Here is a 16,786-nt window from a genome sequence, read left to right as displayed (position 1 = left end):
TCGCGCAAGGGACTTCCTTGCAACGGCGACATTTCGCCAAAAGCGTCGATTTTTGGCCTTTTCGGCCTTGGCGCTCTTCGGCGAAAATTATTAAAACGAATTGCAACAAAACACGACTTAATCTAAAGTTAAGTCATGTTTTCCCGGTTTCATACAGGTTGGCACCGGGATTGCTAAACGAGGGAACGCCGTTTTTTAAAATTGCGTTCTAAAGCCCATCACTGAAGGAGGAAACAATGGTCAAAACCGGCAAGATCTTTTCAACCCTGACTGCAACCCTGTTTCTCGCTGCCCTGCTGGTTTCCGGCGGTACCGCGGAAGCCAAAACCCGCCTGGCCTTCTCCGGCGGCCCCGATGGCGGCACCTTCCAGTATTTCTCCAATGCCATATCCTCCCGGCTCTCGCGCAACCTGCCCAATGTCGAGGTGTCCAACATGGCCTCGGCCGGTTCCGTGGAGAACCTGCGTCGCGTGAACTCGGGCGATGCCGATTTCGGTGTCGTCTACGCCGGCGACATCTACCTGGGCATGAAGGGTGAGCTGACCAACGACACCCGCGAGTACAAGAACGTCATGGGCATGGCTTATCTGTACGGCGCCCCCGCCCACCTGGTGGTACTGGCCGATAGCGGCATCACCAAGGTCGAGGACCTCGCCGGCAAGCGCGTCGCCGTCGGTCCGGCCGGCTCAGGCGCCGCCGCTTCGGCCCAGCGCTACTTCACCGGCATCGGCATGTGGGACAAGATCCGCGTGGAATACATCGGCTACAGCCAGGCCGCGGCCGCCATGGGCGACAAACTGCTCGACGCCATGTGGGTTTTCGCGGGTTTCCCCAACTCCTCGGTCATTCAGGCCGCGGCGAGCAACAAAATCACCATCCTCAGTCTTAATGAAGCCGGCGACAACAGCACCTTCTTCAACGACAATCCCTATTACGCCAAGGTGGTGATCCCCAAGGGTACCTACAGCGGCGTCGACTACGATGTGCAAACCTTTCAGGATTCCACCATCTGGGTGGCCGGCAAGCACGTCAAGGACGACATCGTGGCCGCCTCCCTTAAAGAAATCTTTTCCGACGAAGGTCTGGCCTTCATGGTGAGCGTCACCTCCACCGCCGCCGCCATGTCCGTCGAGGATGGCCTGATGGGTATCGTCACCCCGCTGCACAAGGGCGCCATCAGCTTCTGGACGGAAAAAGACAAGTCCTTCTCCGACGCCCAATTGGGCAAGTAAGGGAAGTTCTTCCCACCGATCATTGACTGCCATGACAAGAAGCGGGGCCCCGAGCCCCGCTTCTCATCTTGACCCGGACCACCGGGCTGCCCCTCGCGCCAGCTTTCACGGAGCCCTCTCATATGTCTGAAGAGTTGAAGGACCTGCAGGAACTCGATCCCAAGGAAAAACAGAAGCTCAAGGAGCTGATGGAAAAGGATGCCAAATCCTACCGCTCGCCGGAGGGCGCGTGGAAATGGCTGGTGGCTCTGCTCGGCGCGGCCCTGGTGCTGTTTTATTTCTATGCCGCCGGCATCGCCGCGGTCGGCACCCAATACCATCTCGGGGTCTACGTTTTTATCACCTACATTCTGGTCTTTCTGCTCTATCCGGCCGGCAACACCCGCATGCGTCTCGCCCTGAGCCTGTTGCTGGGGCTGCTGATCTGCGGCACGATCTCCGTCGCCTGGATTTTTGACGACGCGGCCGCCTTTCGCGATCGCTTCATGGGAATCTTCGATGCCCTGAGCGACGCAGGGATCGGCGCGGCCCTGGGCCAGGCCGCGGGTCTGTGGGGCCTTTGGCTGGGCGCGGGCGTTCTCGGCGGGGCGCTGTATGTCGTCGATGGGTTCATGATGCGCCGCTGGGAAAAAAACCCGACCCTCAGCGACACTCTTTTCGCGCTTGCGGCGGGCGCCGTCGTCTATTACTGGCTCAGGGAATTCGAGGCGCTCAACTACCGCGCCGGCGCGGAAACCGAGCTCGACGCCCTCATCAGCATCGTCGGCATTCTGCTCTCCCTCGAAGTCTGCCGTCGCGTGCTGGGCTGGTCCATGACCCTCATCGGCGTGGGCATGATCGCCTTTGCCTACTACGGTCCCTATCTGCCCGAACTGCTCGCCCACCGCGGCTTTAGCTTCGAGCGCATCTCCACCGCCATGTTCCTGACCACCAACGGGGTGTTCGGCGTCATGGCCAACGTGCTGGCCACCTACGTCATCCTGTTCATCTTCTTCGGCGCCTTTCTGCACAAATCTGGCGCCGGGCGCTTCTTCATCGATCTGCCCCTGGCCCTGGCCGGGCGCTCCACCGGCGGCCCGGCCAAGGTGGCGGTCATGGCCTCGGCACTGTTCGGCTCGGTGTCCGGCAGCGCCATCGCCAACACCGTCTCCACCGGCGCCTTTACCATTCCCCTGATGAAGCGCGCGGGCTTTCGCCCCCATGTGGCCGGCGCCATCGAGCCGGCGGCCAGCATCGGCGGCATGTTCCTGCCGCCCATCATGGGGGCCGGCGGCTTCCTCATGGCCGAACTCACCGGTCTGCCCTATTCCTACATCATGATGATCTCCGTCGGGCCCGCCCTGCTCTACTTCTTCGCCGTGTTCTGCATGATCCACTTCGAGGCGAAAAAACTGGGCATCGTCGGCATTCAGGACGAGGAATTTCCTCACTGGAAAACGGTGCTCAAGAACGGCTGGTTCTATTCCCTGCCGCTGATCATCATCACCCTGCTCATGATCATGGGCCGCTCGCCCGGATTCGCCGCCTTCTGGGCCACCCTGTCGTGCATCGCCATCAGCTGGGTGCACAAGGAAACCCGCATGGGTCTGAGCGAAATTTGGGATGCCATTCAGAGCGGCGCGCGCAACACCCTGATCATCGGCGCCACCGTCGGGGTGATCGGCATCATCGTCGGCATCATCTCCCTGACCGGCATGGGCCTGAAGTTCTCCGACATCATCATCTCCATGGCGGGTGACAGCCTGCTGCTGGCCATCATCCTCATCGCCCTGGCTTCCCTGGTGCTGGGCATGGGCGTGCCGGTCACGGCGGCCTATCTGATCGTCGCGGTCCTGGCGGTTCCGGCCCTGGGCGAATTCGGCGTGGCGGCCATCGTTGCCCACCAGATCGTCTACTGGCTGAGCCAGGACTCCAACATTACGCCGCCCGTCTGCGTGGCCGCCTACGCGGGCGCGGCCATTGCCGGATCGGACCCCTGGAAGACCGGCTGGACCTCCTTCAAGTTCGCCAAGCTGCTCTACGTCATGCCGCTGCTGTTTGCCTTCACGCCCTCGATTCTCTTCCAGGGCAAGGTGATCGAATCCAAAATGCCCGAAATCGAGAGCGGCGCGCCCTTCGCCACGGTGCTGCAGGTCAACGTCACACCGGGGCAGGATTTTGTCGAGGGTGATGTCCTGGCGCTGGTGCAGATCGGTGGTCAGCCCCAGGAAATTATCGCCCACAAGGATGCCAAGGTTTTGCAGGTGCGCACCAACCCCGGCGCCCTCATCAGCCCGGGCGACACCATCGTGCGCGCCGAGATCACCGCCACGCCGACGCGGGTGTTCATGTCCTTTTTCTCCGCCATCCTGGGCACCATCGCCTTTTCCGGCCTGACCATGTTCTACTGGATCCGGCGAACCTCGGTCATCGAGTGGCTGCTTTTGGCCCCGGCGACGCTGCTGTTGTACTGGCCGACCCTGATCACCGATGGCGCCGGGCTGGCCTTGGTCGCGCTGGTGTGGTTCATGCAAAAGACCAAGAACAACCGCGACCAGAAACTAGCGGCCGCGGGGGGAGGCAAAGCCTGATGAAAAGCATTCGCAAGATTCTCTATGCCACGGATTTCTCCGAAAGTTCCGAACCGGCCTGTGCCTATGCCCTGACCCTGGCCCAACTGGCCGGCGCCGGCATTCACGTGCTGCATGTCATCGGAGAACTCGCCGACAATCGCCGCAGTCGCATCCCACCCGAGGCTTTCGAACTCTTCGAAAAAGAGCTCGAGATCCATGTGGTCAAGGAAATGAAGGAGTTCTGCAAGCGACACCTGGGGGATCAGGTCGCCTACACCACGGAAATCGCCATCGGCACCCCCTTTCAGGTGATTCTGGATCGGGTGGCGAAAACCGGCAGCGACCTGATCGTGATGGGGACCCACGGACGGACCGGCATCGAACACATTCTGGTGGGCAGCACCGCGGAACGCGTCATGCGGCGCTCAACCGTGCCGGTCCTGACCGTTCGCGCCCCATCCTGACACCTATCCCGCGCAAGGAGCATCCGCCATGAAACACCTGTTTGTCCTGCTGCTGGCCCTGGTTTTGATCCTGCCCGCCAGTCAGCCCGCCGCTGCGGAGAAGGTACGCTTGCGCTTTGTCGGCGGGCCACCCGGCGGCAGCTTCGAGGGCGCGGCGCGCTCCTTGACCCAGCGACTCAAGGAAGAGTTGGGCGTCGAAGTGTCCCTTGCCATCTCCGGCGGCTCCGTGGAAAACCTGCGCCGCATCAACAAAGGCGAGGCGGATTTCGGGATCGTCTATGCCGGCGACCTGTTCCTCGCCCGCGCCGGACAGCTTCCCTTCGACCCGCGCAGCTACGACCTAGTGCTCGGCCTGGCCGCTCTGTATCCGGCCCCGGCGCAGCTCATGGTGCGCGCCGACAGCGGCATCACCCGCGTCGGACATCTTGCCGGCAAGCGCGTGGCGGTCGGCACCATCGGCTCGGGCACCGCGGCAACGGCCCAGCGCTATTTCACCAGCATCGACCTCTGGGACCTGATCCGACCTGATTTTACCGGCTATCAGGAAGCCATTTCCGCCTTGGGACACGGTTACATTGATGCCATCTGGGTGCTGGCCGGGGTTCCGAATCAGACCGTCATCCAGGCCGCGGGAAGCTATCCCATCCGCCTGTTGGATTTGGCCGAGGACGCTGAAAGGAAGGGCTTTTTCACGCAGTACCCGTTCTTCGGCACCACCATCCTTGCTCCCGGTACCTACCCCGGCGTCGATTCCCCGGTCAAGACCTTCGAGGATGTCGCGGTCTGGGTCGCCGGCAGCCACGTCGATACGGAAATCGTCCGCAAGGCGATGGCCGCGGCGGCCAAAAGCCAAGGTCAGAGCCCGGCGCTGATCTCCGACTTCTCCGGAATTCTCACCCCCCTACACCCAGGCGCCGAACGATATTGGCAAGACATGGGCAAGCGCTGATTATTCCTGAATGACTTCGGCACCAAATAGAAAAGGCGCCCCGCATGGGACGCCTTTTCTATTTGCCTAAACCCTTTGAACCAAACTTATTTCTTGTGGCACTCGTTGCACTTGGCGGGGCCGTTCATTTCCTTGTGGCAGCCGGTGCAGGTCTGGTGCGCCCAGTCCTTGGTCACATCGATGGGGCCGGGGGTGCCTTCGTGGCACTTGGCGCAGTCGCCGAGGCGCTCGGCATGAGCCTTGTGGTCGAAGGTCACGTTGCCGTTTTTCGCCTCATAGGTGTACACATCGGCGGCGAAGGCGTAGACAGCACCGGCAAAGAAAGCAGCGACGGCAAGTACAGCGGCGAAACGTTTCATCTCGATCTTCCTCCTAGTAGATTGTCCCAGACGGGTTTTCGGGCGCCATGCCCAAACTCTTGAGGGAGACTATAGCCAAGATTTTTTCCGTAAACAGCAGACATCGCGCCATTCACCACCCGATGTCGACCTACATGCATGTAAATTCAATGACTTAAAATTTCACATGTCGATTCATGATTGAGACAATTTATTTAAGATAGCTGTCGATTCCTCGCAAAAACAGGTCGTACTGAGTTTCCAGGGCTTCCTTGATTGCAAAGGCCGCGGTTCCGCTGAGCAGGTTTCCGCGCCAGCCCAGCCATCCCAGGCCATCCCCCGATCCTAGGCTGATGAAATAGCCGATCTCCCGGTAGAGATAAGCTTTTCTTCGTCTGCCCACTTGCGCATGGGCGATATTTTCCGCCACCAACGCCCCCTTGCGCAGGGCGGCCTGCGCCGTCTGGGCATTGAGGCCCTTGCTGAGAAAATGGGAACAATCGCCCGCGGCATAAATATTCTCCAGGGGCAGACCCTCATCAAGCACTTGGCCGTAGCGATTGGTTTCAAAAAGCCGCGGCACGGCCGCCACCCCCGGAAACAGCAGCACCAGGTCGCAAGCTAAGGTCATGGCGACATGTTCGCCGGCCGATTGCAGGCTGATGCCACCATCCTCCTGCCCCAGGTAGCTCGCACCGGGCAGATAGTCGATGTCCAGTTCCCTGAAACGCTTGCGCAGATAAAGATCAAAGCCTTCGGGATACCCGGGCAACAGGCGGGGCAACAGATCAACCAGATGTAAATGGACCGGCCAGTTTTCCTCGGCCGCCACGGAGCGCAGCTCAAACAGAAACTGCAACCCCGTGGCTCCGCCGCCGACGACGGCAACCTCCATGGGGCATCCGCCCTCGCGGCGGGAAATTTTTTGGAAAGCTTGTTCGCCCGCGCCGGACAGCAAGTCCTCCCGGGTGAGGGAGGATTTGCCCCGCGGCAAGGGCGGAGTGCGCGCGCCCGTGGCGATCACCAGGTAATCAAAAGGCAGATCGCCCTGGGGCAAGGGCAGGGCTTTCGCGGCCTGCCAGTCCGCAAGGCAGGTCTCCGGCATGTCGATTTCGGCCTGAATGAAGGAGAACCCGAACTTTTCGGCCAGAAGAGCAAAGGGGCAAACAATCTCGGAGAAAGGACGTCGCAGGGTCTGGTGCAGGCGCGTCAGCTTGACATGGCTCACCCGCCCATCCACCAGATGCAGCCTTGCCTCCGGACAAAGGCGCCGCAGGGACAGCAGGCAGGACAGGCCGGCATAACCGCCGCCGATGACGACTACATCCATGTTCCCTCCTTCCCCTGCCTTTCGCGCCTTGACGAATTCAGGCTACCAGCTTACCAGTTCTTTCCCTTCTTGCCTGAGGCGCGAGCTTTTTTTATAGTTGTCCCCAGTGATGGCTTCCAACCTCGTTTCACGCAAGGAGAATCCCATGCCCTACGTCAACATCAAGATTACCCGCGAAGGCGCCACCGCCGAGCAGAAGGCCAAACTCATCGAGGGCGTCACCCACCTGTTGCGCGACACCCTGGGCAAGAACCCCGCCACCACCGTGGTGGTCATCGACGAAGTCGACACCGACAACTGGGGCATCGGCGGCGAAAGCGTGACCGTGCGCCGCAAAAAGGGTCAGTAACCCGCGACCGGCAAGGATTGACAAGCCTCGGGGGAAGGAGTACCTTGCCGTGCCTCGCACCGAGGCCGGGAGAGTTGAGACATGGCGAGCGAGCGCAGAAAAAAAACCGACAAGCAACAACTGGAGCTGACCATCGAGAAACTCGACGAGGAAGGCATCGGCCTCGCCGCCTGGGAAGGAAAGAGGGTTCTGGTGCCGGGGGCACTTCCAGGCGAGCGCATTCAGGCCGTCGTCGAGCACGAAGGGCAGCGCCAGATGGCGGCGCGCCTGCTCAAGCGGCTCACCAGCGCCCCGGAGCGCAGCCGCCGCTGGAATTGCCCCCACGCCGAGGATTGCCTGGGCTGCGCCCTGATCAGCATGGACTATCCGGCACAGGTGCGCTTCAAGCAAGACAAGGTCGCCAACGCCCTGGCTGCCTATCCCCGGCTTGCCCAGACCCAAATCCTGCCCCTGTGGGGGGCCGAGCAGCCCCTCGGTTACCGCTGCACCGCCAAACTGGTCATCGGCAAGGAACGCGGGCGCGTCAGCATCGGCCTCTATCGTCGCAACACCCATCAGGTGGTCGACATCGGCCAATGTCCCCTGCACCATCCCCTCATCAACCAGATCACCGCCGTGGTGCGCGAGGAGATCGAACGCCAGGGGGTCTGGGTCTACAACGCCGAGCGCAACAGCGGCCTGCTGCGCTATCTGGCGGTGCGGGTGAGCCCCGCGCGCAACGAGGCCATGGTGACCTTCGTCACCAGCGAGCGCAACTACCGCGAAGTCACGCACCTCGCCAAGTGGCTGGTGAAAAAGGTGCCGCAGGTGGTATCGGTACAGCAGAACGTCAATGCCTCGACGGGCAACGTGATTCTTGGCGCCCAGACTCTCAAGATGCTCGGCCACCCCGCCCTGCTCGACCAGGTCGGCGACCTGCGCCTGCGCATCTCGCCCGCCTCTTTCTTCCAGGTCAATCACCCACAGGCGGCGCGCATTTATGACCTGGTGCGCCGCTGGGCGGCCTGCCGCCGCGAGGATCTGGCCCTGGATCTGTACTGCGGTATCGGCGGCATCGCCATGCATCTCGCCCGCGACGCCGGACAGGTGTTGGGCATCGAGGTGGTGGAGGAAGCGGTGCGCAACGCCGCCGACAACGCGCGCCTCAACCAGCTCGACAACTGCCGCTTTCGCGCCGGAGACGCCGCCGAACTGCTCGAGGATCTCGAACTGGAGTTGCCGCCGGGCGCCGTGGCGGTGGTCAATCCGCCGCGCAAGGGCTGCGAGCCCGAGGTGCTCAAGCGCCTTGCCGCTCTGAAACCGCGCATGCTGCTCTACGTCAGCTGCAACCCGCTGACCTTGGCCCGCGATCTGGATCTGCTGGCGGCCCTGGGCTATGTCAGCGAGGACATCCAGCCCGTCGACATGTTTCCCCAGACACCCCACGTGGAATGCGTGGCGCGCCTGGTGCCGACCAAGGGCCGCTGATCCCCTATTGGGGTTCGCTCTCGAGTTCGGCCAGACGCGCACGCGCCTTCTCGGCCTGAGGCGACTTCGGGTATTTTTCCGCGATCTCCCGGTAAATCCGCACCGCGTTGGGAATATTACGCTGCAACTCCTCGAACTGCGCGGTTTCGTAGAGATCTCCCGCTCGATCGCTGCACGCGGTCAAAAACAATGCGAAAAACAACACTGCCAGCCATTGTTTCATCGTCTTTCCTCCCGTTGTGAGCTTCATGAATCCGACGTCGGCAAGGGCAAACGCACCCTGAAGGTCGCGCCGCATCCCGGTTCGCCGTCCACCTCGATGGTGCCGCCGTGACGCTCGACGATGCCGTAGGAAACAGAGAGCCCGAGCCCCGTGCCGTTGCGCTTGGTGGTGAAGAAGGGATTGAAGAGCTTTTCCCGCGCCGCCGGGGTGATTCCCGGCCCGCTGTCCGCAATGCTCACCACCAGGTGCCCCTCGCGCACCTCGGTGCCGATCACCAGCAACCCCTCGCCGGCCATGGCCTCCACCGCATTGACCAGCAGGTTGGTGAAAACCTGCCGCAACTGCCCTGCGTCGCCGCGCAAGCGCGGCACCTCGGTGGCGTAATGCCGCTTGACACTCACATTGGCCATGGCCATCTGGTGCGGCAGTTGAGCGAGGATTTCCTCAAGCAATTCATGGACATCGAGGCGATCCTCATGGGGCTCGCGGCGCCGGGCGAAGGCCAGCAGATTGTCGGTGATGCGCGCGATGCGCTCGGTTTGCTTTTTGACTTCCTCGGCTTCCTCGCGCCCCGGGGCATCGGATGAAAGTTCCATGAGCAGCAACTCGGTATTGCCGCGGATGATGGCGGTGGGATTGTTGATCTCATGGGCGACCCCCGCCGCCAGAGCGCCGATGGCGGCCAACTTCTCGTTGCGGGCCAGCTCTTCCTGGGCGCGCAGCAGCTCCTGGTTTTTTTCCTCGAGCAGCCGGGTGCGCTCGGCCACCTTGTCCTCCAGACCGCGGTTGAGCTGCCGCAACTGCTCCTCGCGTTCCCGCAGTGCGCAGGTCATCTGATTGAAGGCCTGGGTCAGGCGCCCGATCTCATCGGCCTCGCGAATCGGCAGTTCGCCGTTGCGTTCGCCGCGCGCCACCCGCTGCGTCATCTCCTCCAGATCGAGAATGGGTCGCGACAGGCGCTTCGAGCCTTCGCGCGCCAGCAGGTAGCCCAGTGCTGAACTGAACGCCAGGATCAGGGCCAGCACCAGGGCCGCCCTGGTGCGCAGCGCCTTGTAGGGCGCTTCGAGCAATCCCACGTAGAGCGAGCCGATGGCATTGCCCTGATGGTCGAAAATCGGCTCATAGGCGGTCAGATACCAGTCGTTGACCACCAGGGCGCGATCGATCCATTTCTTCTTCTCGACCAGAACCGCATGCGCCACCTCGCGCGACACCAGGGTGCCAAGCGCCCGATTGCCATCGGGCAGGCGCACGGTGGTCGCCACCCGCACATCGCCGAGAAACAGGGTGGCGCTGCCGAGAAGTTTATTCCCGTAGACCTCCTCGCCATAGACGGTGCGTTTGATGCGATCGACCAGGTCGAGGTTTTGATTGAGCAACACCCCCCCGTACAGACAGCCGAGGATCCGCCCGTCGGGCGCATGGAGCGGATAGGCGCCGAACAGGAACATGCCGCGGGTCTCTTCCGCCTCGCGGCCCCGCATGCCCGGCGCGACCACGGGCAGCCGCGCCCGCTCGGCAACCGCGGGGTTTTCCATCGCCATCTGCGCCTGGGAAAGGATGACGGTGCTCGAAAAGACCTTCCCCGTCAGGGCGCCCTGGACATAGGGCGCCGCGTTGATCTGGCCGAGGCTCTCGCGGGGGTGTCCCGCCCGCACCAGGGCGGCGCCCTTGGCGTCGGTCAGGGTGAGGATATCCATGCCCCGGTTGGCGAGAACATCGCCCAGGCGCCGTTCGATGAGGTCCATGTCGCCCTGCTCCAGGGCCTCGCTCAACCCGGCGCTGTGCACCGCGAAATGCAGGGCGTCACGCAGCAGTTCCTTTTGGTGATTGTATTCGGCCCGCGCCGCTTCCAAATCGTTGCGCACTTTTTTTTGCGCCTCGCCGACAATCCAGGCGTTGATGAGATAGTAGCCGAGAAAGCTCACCACCACCATGGCCAGGGCCAGCGGTGCCAGGGAAGCCAGGGTCAGCTTGGCGCGGATGGAGAGAAAACCTGGGCGCGGGAGGTTCATGCCGGCGGGTCGCAGGACTCGGGGAGCAGATCGAATTCCTTGATCTTGCGATCCAGGGTCTTGCGCGTGATGCCGAGCAGATTGGCGGCTTGGCTCTTGTTCCAGCCCGTTTCGTTGAGGGCGAGAACCACCTGGCGGCGCTCGGCCTCGCGCAGGGGCAGGGGTGCCTGGGGCGCCGAAACAGACAGGCTGGGGCGGGTTGTCAGCTTGAGGGGCAATTCGTCCAGGGTCAGGGTGTCGCCCTCGGCAAGAATCGCCCCGCGCTCGATGAGGTTCTCCAACTCGCGCACGTTGCCCGGCCAGTGATAGGCGCGCAGGGCCGCCATGGCCGCGGGATCGATGCGCCGTACTGCGCTGGCGGTCTTGACGATCATCTTGCCGAGAAAATGGCGGGCAAGGGGTTCGATGTCCTCCACCCGCTCGCGCAGGGGCGGCAGCGGCAGGCTGATGACGTTGAGGCGGTAGAAGAGGTCCTCCCGAAAGCGCCCGGCCGCCACCTCCTTGTCCAGATCCTTGTTGGTGGCGGCGAGAAAGCGCACATCGACGCGCTTGGGACGGGTGGCGCCCACGGGAATGAATTCGCCCTCCTGCAGCACCCGCAGGAGCTTGGCCTGAAGCGCCGGACTCACATCGCCGATTTCGTCGAGAAACAGCGTGCCGCCGTGGGCCTCCTCGAGGATGCCCTTCTGGTTCTGGCCGGCGCCGGTGAAGGCGCCGCGCACATGGCCGAAGAGCTGGCTCTCCAGCAGGGTTTCGGTCAGGGCGGCGCAGTTGACGGCGAGAAAGCGCTGGTCGTTGCGGCGGCTGGCGCGATGAATGGCGCGCGCCACCACTTCCTTGCCGGTGCCGCTCTCGCCGAGAATCAGCACGTTGGAATCGCTGCCCGCCACGCGCAGGGCCAGCTCGAAGACCTTGCGAAACGCCGGGCTGTCCGCGATGATGGTGCCGGGGTCGGCCTGACTTTTGAGTTCGTTGCGCAGATGGCGGTTCTCCTCCAGCAACTGCTCGCGTTCGAGGCAGTGGCGCACCACGGCGAAGAGTTTTTCCTGGGGGAAGGGCTTGGTCAGGTAGTCATAGGCGCCAAGCTTCATGGCTTCCACGGCCGAATCGATGGTGCCGTGGCCGGTCATCATCACCACCGGCAGACGCGGCCGCAGCTCGCGCACTCGACGCAGGGTATCGATGCCATCGAGCTCGGGCATTTTCATGTCGAGGAGCAACAGCGCGGCGGCGTCCTCGGCACTGTCCTCGAGTTGCCGCAGCAACTGCAAGGGGCTGGAGAAAATTTCCGATTCAAAACCCTGAGTGAGCAGCATCTTGCGCAGGTAGCGCAAAATCCCGGTTTCGTCGTCACATATCCAGATTCGCTTGTCCATGCCGCCTCTCGGGGGTGGTGGGGGTCGCCAGCAATCGCCGCCCCGCAGCCTGTTTCTATAATGGCGCGGCGTCGCGGTCAAGCCCCTTTCCCCGCAGCGGGAACCTCAGGTTGCATTCCGGCGGAGGAATGGCTAAGATCCGGGAATTGCCGCACCCCATCACCCCAAGCGCAGGAATCTCCCCCATGCAAAGTCTCGATTGCCGTCAGCAGCAATGCCCCCATCCCGTCATCGAAACCCGCAAGCTGATTCTGGCGAGCAGCGGCGGACCGCTGGAAGTGCTGGTGGGGGATGAAACCGCCCGCGACAACGTCACGCGCCTTGCCGAAAGCCAGGGCTACGGCGTCAGCGTCGCCCCTGCCGAAGGCGGCTTCGCCCTACGCCTGACGCCCGGCGGCAAACCGGCATCCGACGCGCCCGAACCGGCCGTCACCGGCCGCACCCTGGTCTACATCGCCGCCGATGTCATGGGCTCCGGCAGTGACGAACTGGGACGCGTCCTGCTGAAGAATTTTCTCTTCACCCTCGTCGAACTCGAATCCCGCCCCGACGCCCTGTTTTTCGTCAATGCCGGCGTGAAACTGGTCTGCCAAGGTTCCGAAGTGCGCGAAACCCTGGAAAAACTGGCCTGCGACGGGGTCGACATCGCCGCCTGCGGCCTGTGCCTGGAATACTTCCACCTCAAGGATCAGGTGGCGGTGGGCCGTGTCACCAACATGCTCGACATCGTCACCGCCCTGAGCCAGGCCGGCCGCATCATCCGCCCCTGAGGCGCCGGCCTACTCCTGGGCGGGAGCGGCCCCGTCCAGCCGCTCCAGGGGATAGCGCTCGCGCAGCTCGGTCATCCACGCCTCCAAGAGGCCCTCCCGCTGCTCCTTTTCCAAGCGCTCGCGAATCCGGTCACCCACCTCGTCAAAGCTCAACTGACGGGGCTCGTTGACCTCGACCAGCCGGATGATGTGAAAACCAAAGCGCGTGCGCACCAGGTCGGACACCTGCCCCGGCTCCATGGCCAAAATCACCTCTTCGAACTCGGGCACCACCTGCCCCTCGTGAAAGTAGCCGAGATCGCCGCCCACGTAACGGCTGCGGTCATCGGAATTGTGGTAGGCCAGGTTGTAGAAATCCTCGCCGTTCCGCGCCTGTTCCAGCAACTCGGCGGCCTTCTGCCGACGCGCCTCGCGCTCCTCGGCCGAGGCGGAAGGATCGACCTTGATCAGGATGTGACTGGCGCGAAACTGGCGCGGCCGGAAATAGCGCGCCTGGTTCTCCTCGTAATAGCCCCGCACCTGCGCCTCGTCGACGGCCACCTTGGAATCCACCGCCAGGCCACGCGCCTTCTCGGCCAGCAGTTGGCGGAACATCAGGGTGCGAAAATCCCGGTAAACCCGCTCGCCCACCGCCTCACGCATGGCCTGCTCGGACGAATAGCGGCCCAGCAGGGGTTTGATCGCCTCGGCCAACTCTTGCTCGGCAACCGATAGTTTTTGCTCCCGCGCCCAGTTGACCTGATACGCCTGGCTGATCAGCTCGTCCAAGGCGCCTTGGCGGATTTCCTCGACCTTCTCCGGCGCGATCTTGCCGTGAAAACTGACCTGCATGGGCATCTTGCGCTGCACCGTCAAGGCCAGATCGAATTCAGACACCTCAACCTCGCCGACCTTGGCGATCAGCCCCTCGCCGGCCAGCGCCGCACCAGCCCCCAGATCCATAAAGAACAGACAAAAGATCCCCAAAACCGGGAAAAGCAATCGGTGAACCCCCATGAAATACTCCTTGTTTGCGGGCCAAATAGGTTGTTTTAAATAATTCATGAATATTATATTATTTTTCAGGCAAACGCCAGCAGGAATTTTTCCCCGCCCCTTTCTTCCTTGAACAACAGTCCGATCCTGGGCTAGTATGTGCGTCTTTCGGGAGTAGTTCGTAGTCTGGTGACGCGCCCGGTCTTCAAAACCGGTGAGGGGCGTATCCCGTCCCTGGTGGGTTCGATTCCCATCTGCTCCCGCCAGCGAATAAAAACGAGGGGTTAGGCCACCAGGCCCGACCCCTCGCTTTTTAGCGCTCCCACATAATTGGCCATTTTGGGCACAATTTCCGGACAGCGCGCAACCTTTTTGACTTAAGTCATACCCTTCCCCGCCGCCCCCCTGTACCCTGAACGCATCCTCGACCCATCTATATTCTCAACGCAAGGAGACGCAATCCATGGGATGCTGTTCAAACAACGGAAGCGGAGCCGGACCCTTTGCCCAGGGACGCGAGCTTGTCGAATTCGTCTATCAGGCCCACGGCGGGGCGCTCCGGGAGCGGCCCATCTCGGGCGGCGGGCTGAAGGCGACTTGCCAGGGCTGCGGCGGCCCTTTCATCCTGGCGACCTTTGTCGGCAAATGCCCGGCCTGCGGCGGCGTCCATGCCGTCTCGCCCCCGCGCAGTGGCGATCCAGCCAATATCCAGTTCGCCGGCAAGGACTTTTTCCTCCCCGAGGATCGGTTGTCCGCCTGAACGGTGCTTTGAAACCCACCGGGGGTTGAACCTCCCGGCTACAGGCATGCGGCCGCCATGCGGCGCTTAAGACCAGCGTGCAATTGTGTCCCCGCGGGATTGAAGGCCGGTAGCCCGACCATTCATGGCCGGGTTGGTCCGAATTTTCCGTGGATTTCGTCGCGTAGCGACTGAAGGCAGTTCTATCCTAGGTTTCCTGAGAAAGAATTTGACGGATACCTGCATCCAGGGGTGGAATTTTATTCTGAATGATGTCCCAGACCAACTCAAAGTCAACGCTGAAATTCCCATGAATCAGACGGTCACGGGTACCGGCCATACGTCTCCAATCAAGGTCCGGATAACGGATTTTCAGATCCTCAGGAAGATTTTTTACCGCTTCGCCAATGATTTCCAGACTGCGCACAAAGGCACGCTTCAGTGTTTCATCAGCAAGGAATTCATCCAGGGTGAGGTGATGAGCCGTTTTCAGCAAATATTCGGTCTCGGCAAGGATATGCTCCAGGAAGCTAGTGGATGGTTTCAAACCGGGCCTCCTGGAAAATCCGTTGCCTCAGGGACGGATGAAGAGATTCAACTGTGAGCAGATCCACCTTGCGCCCGAAAAGCCTTTCAAGCAATTCCGCCAATTCAAAAAACCGATCGTAATTTTTCTTGCCACGGCGAAATTCCACCAGAAAATCAAGATCGCTGTCCGACTTCAGCTCGCCACGCACGGCCGAGCCGAACAAACCAATCCGGTGTACTCCAAGATCCGAAAGTTCGCCCTGATGTCGGTTGATCGTCTGAAATATGTCCTCGGATTTCATGGCAAACTCACGTCAGCGCTTCTTTGTGTTGGAAAAGTTGAGTCCCATACGTACCTTAATAAAGTACTATAATACCCATACTGAGAACGATCAACGGCAATTTAAACGGAAAATCCAGGTGTCAGAACCATACTAGTGTCCCGTGTGGTTAGTCATGTCAAATAATTCTGAGATATTTTTGGTGCTAACAAGGCGCCGCCAACGCAGGCCTAGCCGTGCGCTAAGTCAAGTTGGCGCAACGCAGGCAGCGCCAAAAATAGCCGGAATTTGAAGACAGGACTAGCCGCACGGGGCACTAGGGTATAAATCCACGGTGATAACCGTCTCAACAGGAGGTTTCAGGATCGCGGGGAGGCGGCCCCGCACGCCGCCCAACTTGTTGCTCGCCCAACACGTTGGACAAAAAGGGCGCCCCCAACTCCTTGCCCGCCGCCGCTGCGCAGCGCCGGGTGCCCTGCGGGTCGTTGCGGTTCAGCGGAAACGGCAAAAACTCGGCGTGCGCCTCAAACATTTGCCGTTTTTCTTCCGCTGTCCCTTGACGACCCTCCGGCTGCGTCACAGGGGGAAGAGCGAAATGCTTGCCTCCCCCCTGTTGCATATGGGGGATTGAAGAGGGTCAGAGTCGCCACGCCCGTCGATGTTCGCCGAGAAATTCCCGTGCCGGCCAGTGGTCACACTCGGCTGACTGGTTGATGCCGCGTCCCGAAAGCATCGACAGCAGGCCGGGGTTTGCGAATTCGGGAACTTACTTTGGTCCGACCCCACAAGACACCTCTCACCCCCAGAACGCCCCGGTTTCGTTCTTCTCCACCTCTTGCAGCAGCTTCTCGATATCACGATGATACGGCAGCGGCGGGTAGGGCTGCCATTTGCTGTTGCGGTCGGCCCAGTAGAGCTGCCAGGTCTCGGTCTTCGGATCCTTTTTGAAGCGGGCCACCTTCATGGAGATCCACTCGCCGCCGCCCTGCCAGGGCGGCCGGCTTTCGAACAGGCTCACCTCGTTGCCGCGGATTCGGTATTCGATCCTGATCTTTTCGCGGAGGTCCGGCGGTATTTTGTTCTCGCAATAGGCGGTCAACAACTTCTCAACCCTCTTCTTTTCCAATTCTGACAAGGCCATGGCTACCCTCGATGTTTGGCCCTTAGAGGCCTGTTTTCACCCTTGAAATGCGCCCTT

17 protein-coding genes and 1 tRNA gene are annotated in these 16,786 nt (G+C 61.6%); 9 read left to right on the top strand and 9 right to left on the bottom strand.

The features are described from left to right. The first annotated feature begins 236 nt into the window (after positions 1-236). The 4 genes from QAT43_RS08865 (at position 237) to QAT43_RS08850 (ending at position 5,197) form a co-directional block, all read left to right on the top strand. Positions 237-1,232 carry a TAXI family TRAP transporter solute-binding subunit gene (locus tag QAT43_RS08865; RefSeq protein WP_305042700.1) on the top strand — a complete coding sequence of 332 codons (996 nt, stop codon included), beginning with the start codon at positions 237-239 and terminating at the stop codon, positions 1,230-1,232. A gap of 122 nt (positions 1,233-1,354) precedes the next feature. Further along, the gene (locus tag QAT43_RS08860) at positions 1,355-3,802 is read left to right on the top strand and encodes a TRAP transporter fused permease subunit (protein ID WP_305042699.1); all 2,448 of its coding nucleotides are present in this window, start codon (positions 1,355-1,357) and stop codon (positions 3,800-3,802) included. Continuing rightward, entirely contained in the window at positions 3,802-4,248 is a 447-nt protein-coding gene (locus QAT43_RS08855) for a universal stress protein (protein ID WP_305042698.1), read from the top strand. The genes QAT43_RS08860 and QAT43_RS08855 overlap by 1 nt, the downstream gene beginning before the upstream one ends. A gap of 28 nt (positions 4,249-4,276) precedes the next feature. Then, positions 4,277-5,197 (top strand): TAXI family TRAP transporter solute-binding subunit, encoded by a 921-nt coding sequence (locus QAT43_RS08850; protein WP_305042697.1) that lies wholly within the window; start codon positions 4,277-4,279, stop codon positions 5,195-5,197. A gap of 86 nt (positions 5,198-5,283) precedes the next feature. Here QAT43_RS08850 and QAT43_RS08845 read toward each other — a convergent pair whose 3' ends face one another. Together QAT43_RS08845 and QAT43_RS08840 are read right to left on the bottom strand one after the other, a co-directional pair. Then, positions 5,284-5,556 carry a cytochrome c3 family protein gene (locus QAT43_RS08845; protein WP_305042696.1) on the bottom strand — a complete coding sequence of 91 codons (273 nt, stop codon included), beginning with the start codon at positions 5,554-5,556 and terminating at the stop codon, positions 5,284-5,286. 190 nt (positions 5,557-5,746) lie between these two features. Next, complete coding sequence (locus QAT43_RS08840) at positions 5,747-6,865, bottom strand: NAD(P)/FAD-dependent oxidoreductase (RefSeq protein ID WP_305042695.1); 1,119 nt, start codon at positions 6,863-6,865, stop codon at positions 5,747-5,749. Between the two features lie 145 nt (positions 6,866-7,010). Between QAT43_RS08840 and QAT43_RS08835 the strand changes: the two genes are divergently transcribed. Together QAT43_RS08835 and rlmD are read left to right on the top strand one after the other, a co-directional pair. Further along, positions 7,011-7,214, top strand: a complete 204-nt coding sequence (locus QAT43_RS08835) for a 4-oxalocrotonate tautomerase family protein (RefSeq protein ID WP_305042694.1) — start codon at positions 7,011-7,013, stop codon at positions 7,212-7,214. Between the two features lie 81 nt (positions 7,215-7,295). After that, the gene (gene rlmD / locus QAT43_RS08830) at positions 7,296-8,681 is read left to right on the top strand and encodes a 23S rRNA (uracil(1939)-C(5))-methyltransferase RlmD (protein WP_305042693.1); all 1,386 of its coding nucleotides are present in this window, start codon (positions 7,296-7,298) and stop codon (positions 8,679-8,681) included. Positions 8,682-8,685: 4 nt separating this feature from the next. On the opposite strand, the gene QAT43_RS08825 is transcribed toward rlmD, so the two are convergent. The 3 genes from QAT43_RS08825 to QAT43_RS08815 are packed head-to-tail and all read right to left on the bottom strand — an operon-like array spanning position 8,686 to position 12,295. Further along, positions 8,686-8,904, bottom strand: a complete 219-nt coding sequence (locus QAT43_RS08825) for a hypothetical protein (RefSeq protein WP_305042692.1) — start codon at positions 8,902-8,904, stop codon at positions 8,686-8,688. Positions 8,905-8,927: 23 nt separating this feature from the next. Further along, a complete protein-coding gene (locus tag QAT43_RS08820; protein WP_305042691.1) occupies positions 8,928-10,919 on the bottom strand; it encodes a cache domain-containing protein in 1,992 nt (663 codons plus the stop codon). Next, the gene (locus QAT43_RS08815) at positions 10,916-12,295 is read right to left on the bottom strand and encodes a sigma-54-dependent transcriptional regulator (RefSeq protein WP_305042690.1); all 1,380 of its coding nucleotides are present in this window, start codon (positions 12,293-12,295) and stop codon (positions 10,916-10,918) included. The genes QAT43_RS08820 and QAT43_RS08815 overlap by 4 nt, the downstream gene beginning before the upstream one ends. Positions 12,296-12,480: 185 nt before the next feature. Here QAT43_RS08815 and yedF point away from each other — a divergent pair, with 185 nt between their 5' ends. Further along, positions 12,481-13,065, top strand: coding sequence for a sulfurtransferase-like selenium metabolism protein YedF (gene yedF / locus QAT43_RS08810; RefSeq protein ID WP_305042689.1), 585 nt, complete (start codon positions 12,481-12,483; stop codon positions 13,063-13,065). Positions 13,066-13,074: 9 nt separating this feature from the next. Here yedF and QAT43_RS08805 read toward each other — a convergent pair whose 3' ends face one another. Then, positions 13,075-14,061 (bottom strand): peptidylprolyl isomerase, encoded by a 987-nt coding sequence (locus QAT43_RS08805; protein ID WP_305042688.1) that lies wholly within the window; start codon positions 14,059-14,061, stop codon positions 13,075-13,077. 149 nt (positions 14,062-14,210) lie between these two features. Between QAT43_RS08805 and QAT43_RS08800 the strand changes: the two genes are divergently transcribed. Further along, positions 14,211-14,306: transfer RNA gene (locus QAT43_RS08800), tRNA-Sec, on the top strand. Positions 14,307-14,503: 197 nt separating this feature from the next. Continuing rightward, positions 14,504-14,800 (top strand): hypothetical protein, encoded by a 297-nt coding sequence (locus QAT43_RS08795; RefSeq protein WP_305042687.1) that lies wholly within the window; start codon positions 14,504-14,506, stop codon positions 14,798-14,800. Positions 14,801-14,987: 187 nt separating this feature from the next. On the opposite strand, the gene QAT43_RS08790 is transcribed toward QAT43_RS08795, so the two are convergent. From QAT43_RS08790 to QAT43_RS08780, 3 genes are all read right to left on the bottom strand, one after another. After that, positions 14,988-15,326: a HepT-like ribonuclease domain-containing protein gene (locus QAT43_RS08790; RefSeq protein ID WP_305042686.1), complete on the bottom strand. Its 339-nt coding sequence runs from the start codon at positions 15,324-15,326 to the stop codon at positions 14,988-14,990. Then, positions 15,310-15,609, bottom strand: a complete 300-nt coding sequence (locus QAT43_RS08785) for a nucleotidyltransferase family protein (RefSeq protein ID WP_260748719.1) — start codon at positions 15,607-15,609, stop codon at positions 15,310-15,312. Before QAT43_RS08785 ends, QAT43_RS08790 begins: the two co-directional genes overlap by 17 nt. Before the next feature lie 775 nt (positions 15,610-16,384). After that, complete coding sequence (locus QAT43_RS08780) at positions 16,385-16,729, bottom strand: DUF3024 domain-containing protein (RefSeq protein ID WP_305042685.1); 345 nt, start codon at positions 16,727-16,729, stop codon at positions 16,385-16,387. Between the last annotated feature and the right edge of the window lie 57 nt (positions 16,730-16,786).

Origin of the sequence: Geoalkalibacter sp., assembly GCF_030604225.1 — a bacterium.
GTDB lineage: Bacteria > Desulfobacterota > Desulfuromonadia > Desulfuromonadales > Geoalkalibacteraceae > Geoalkalibacter.
Note: the sequence above shows the minus strand (reverse complement) of the source record. Positions and strands in the feature narration are given on the sequence as shown.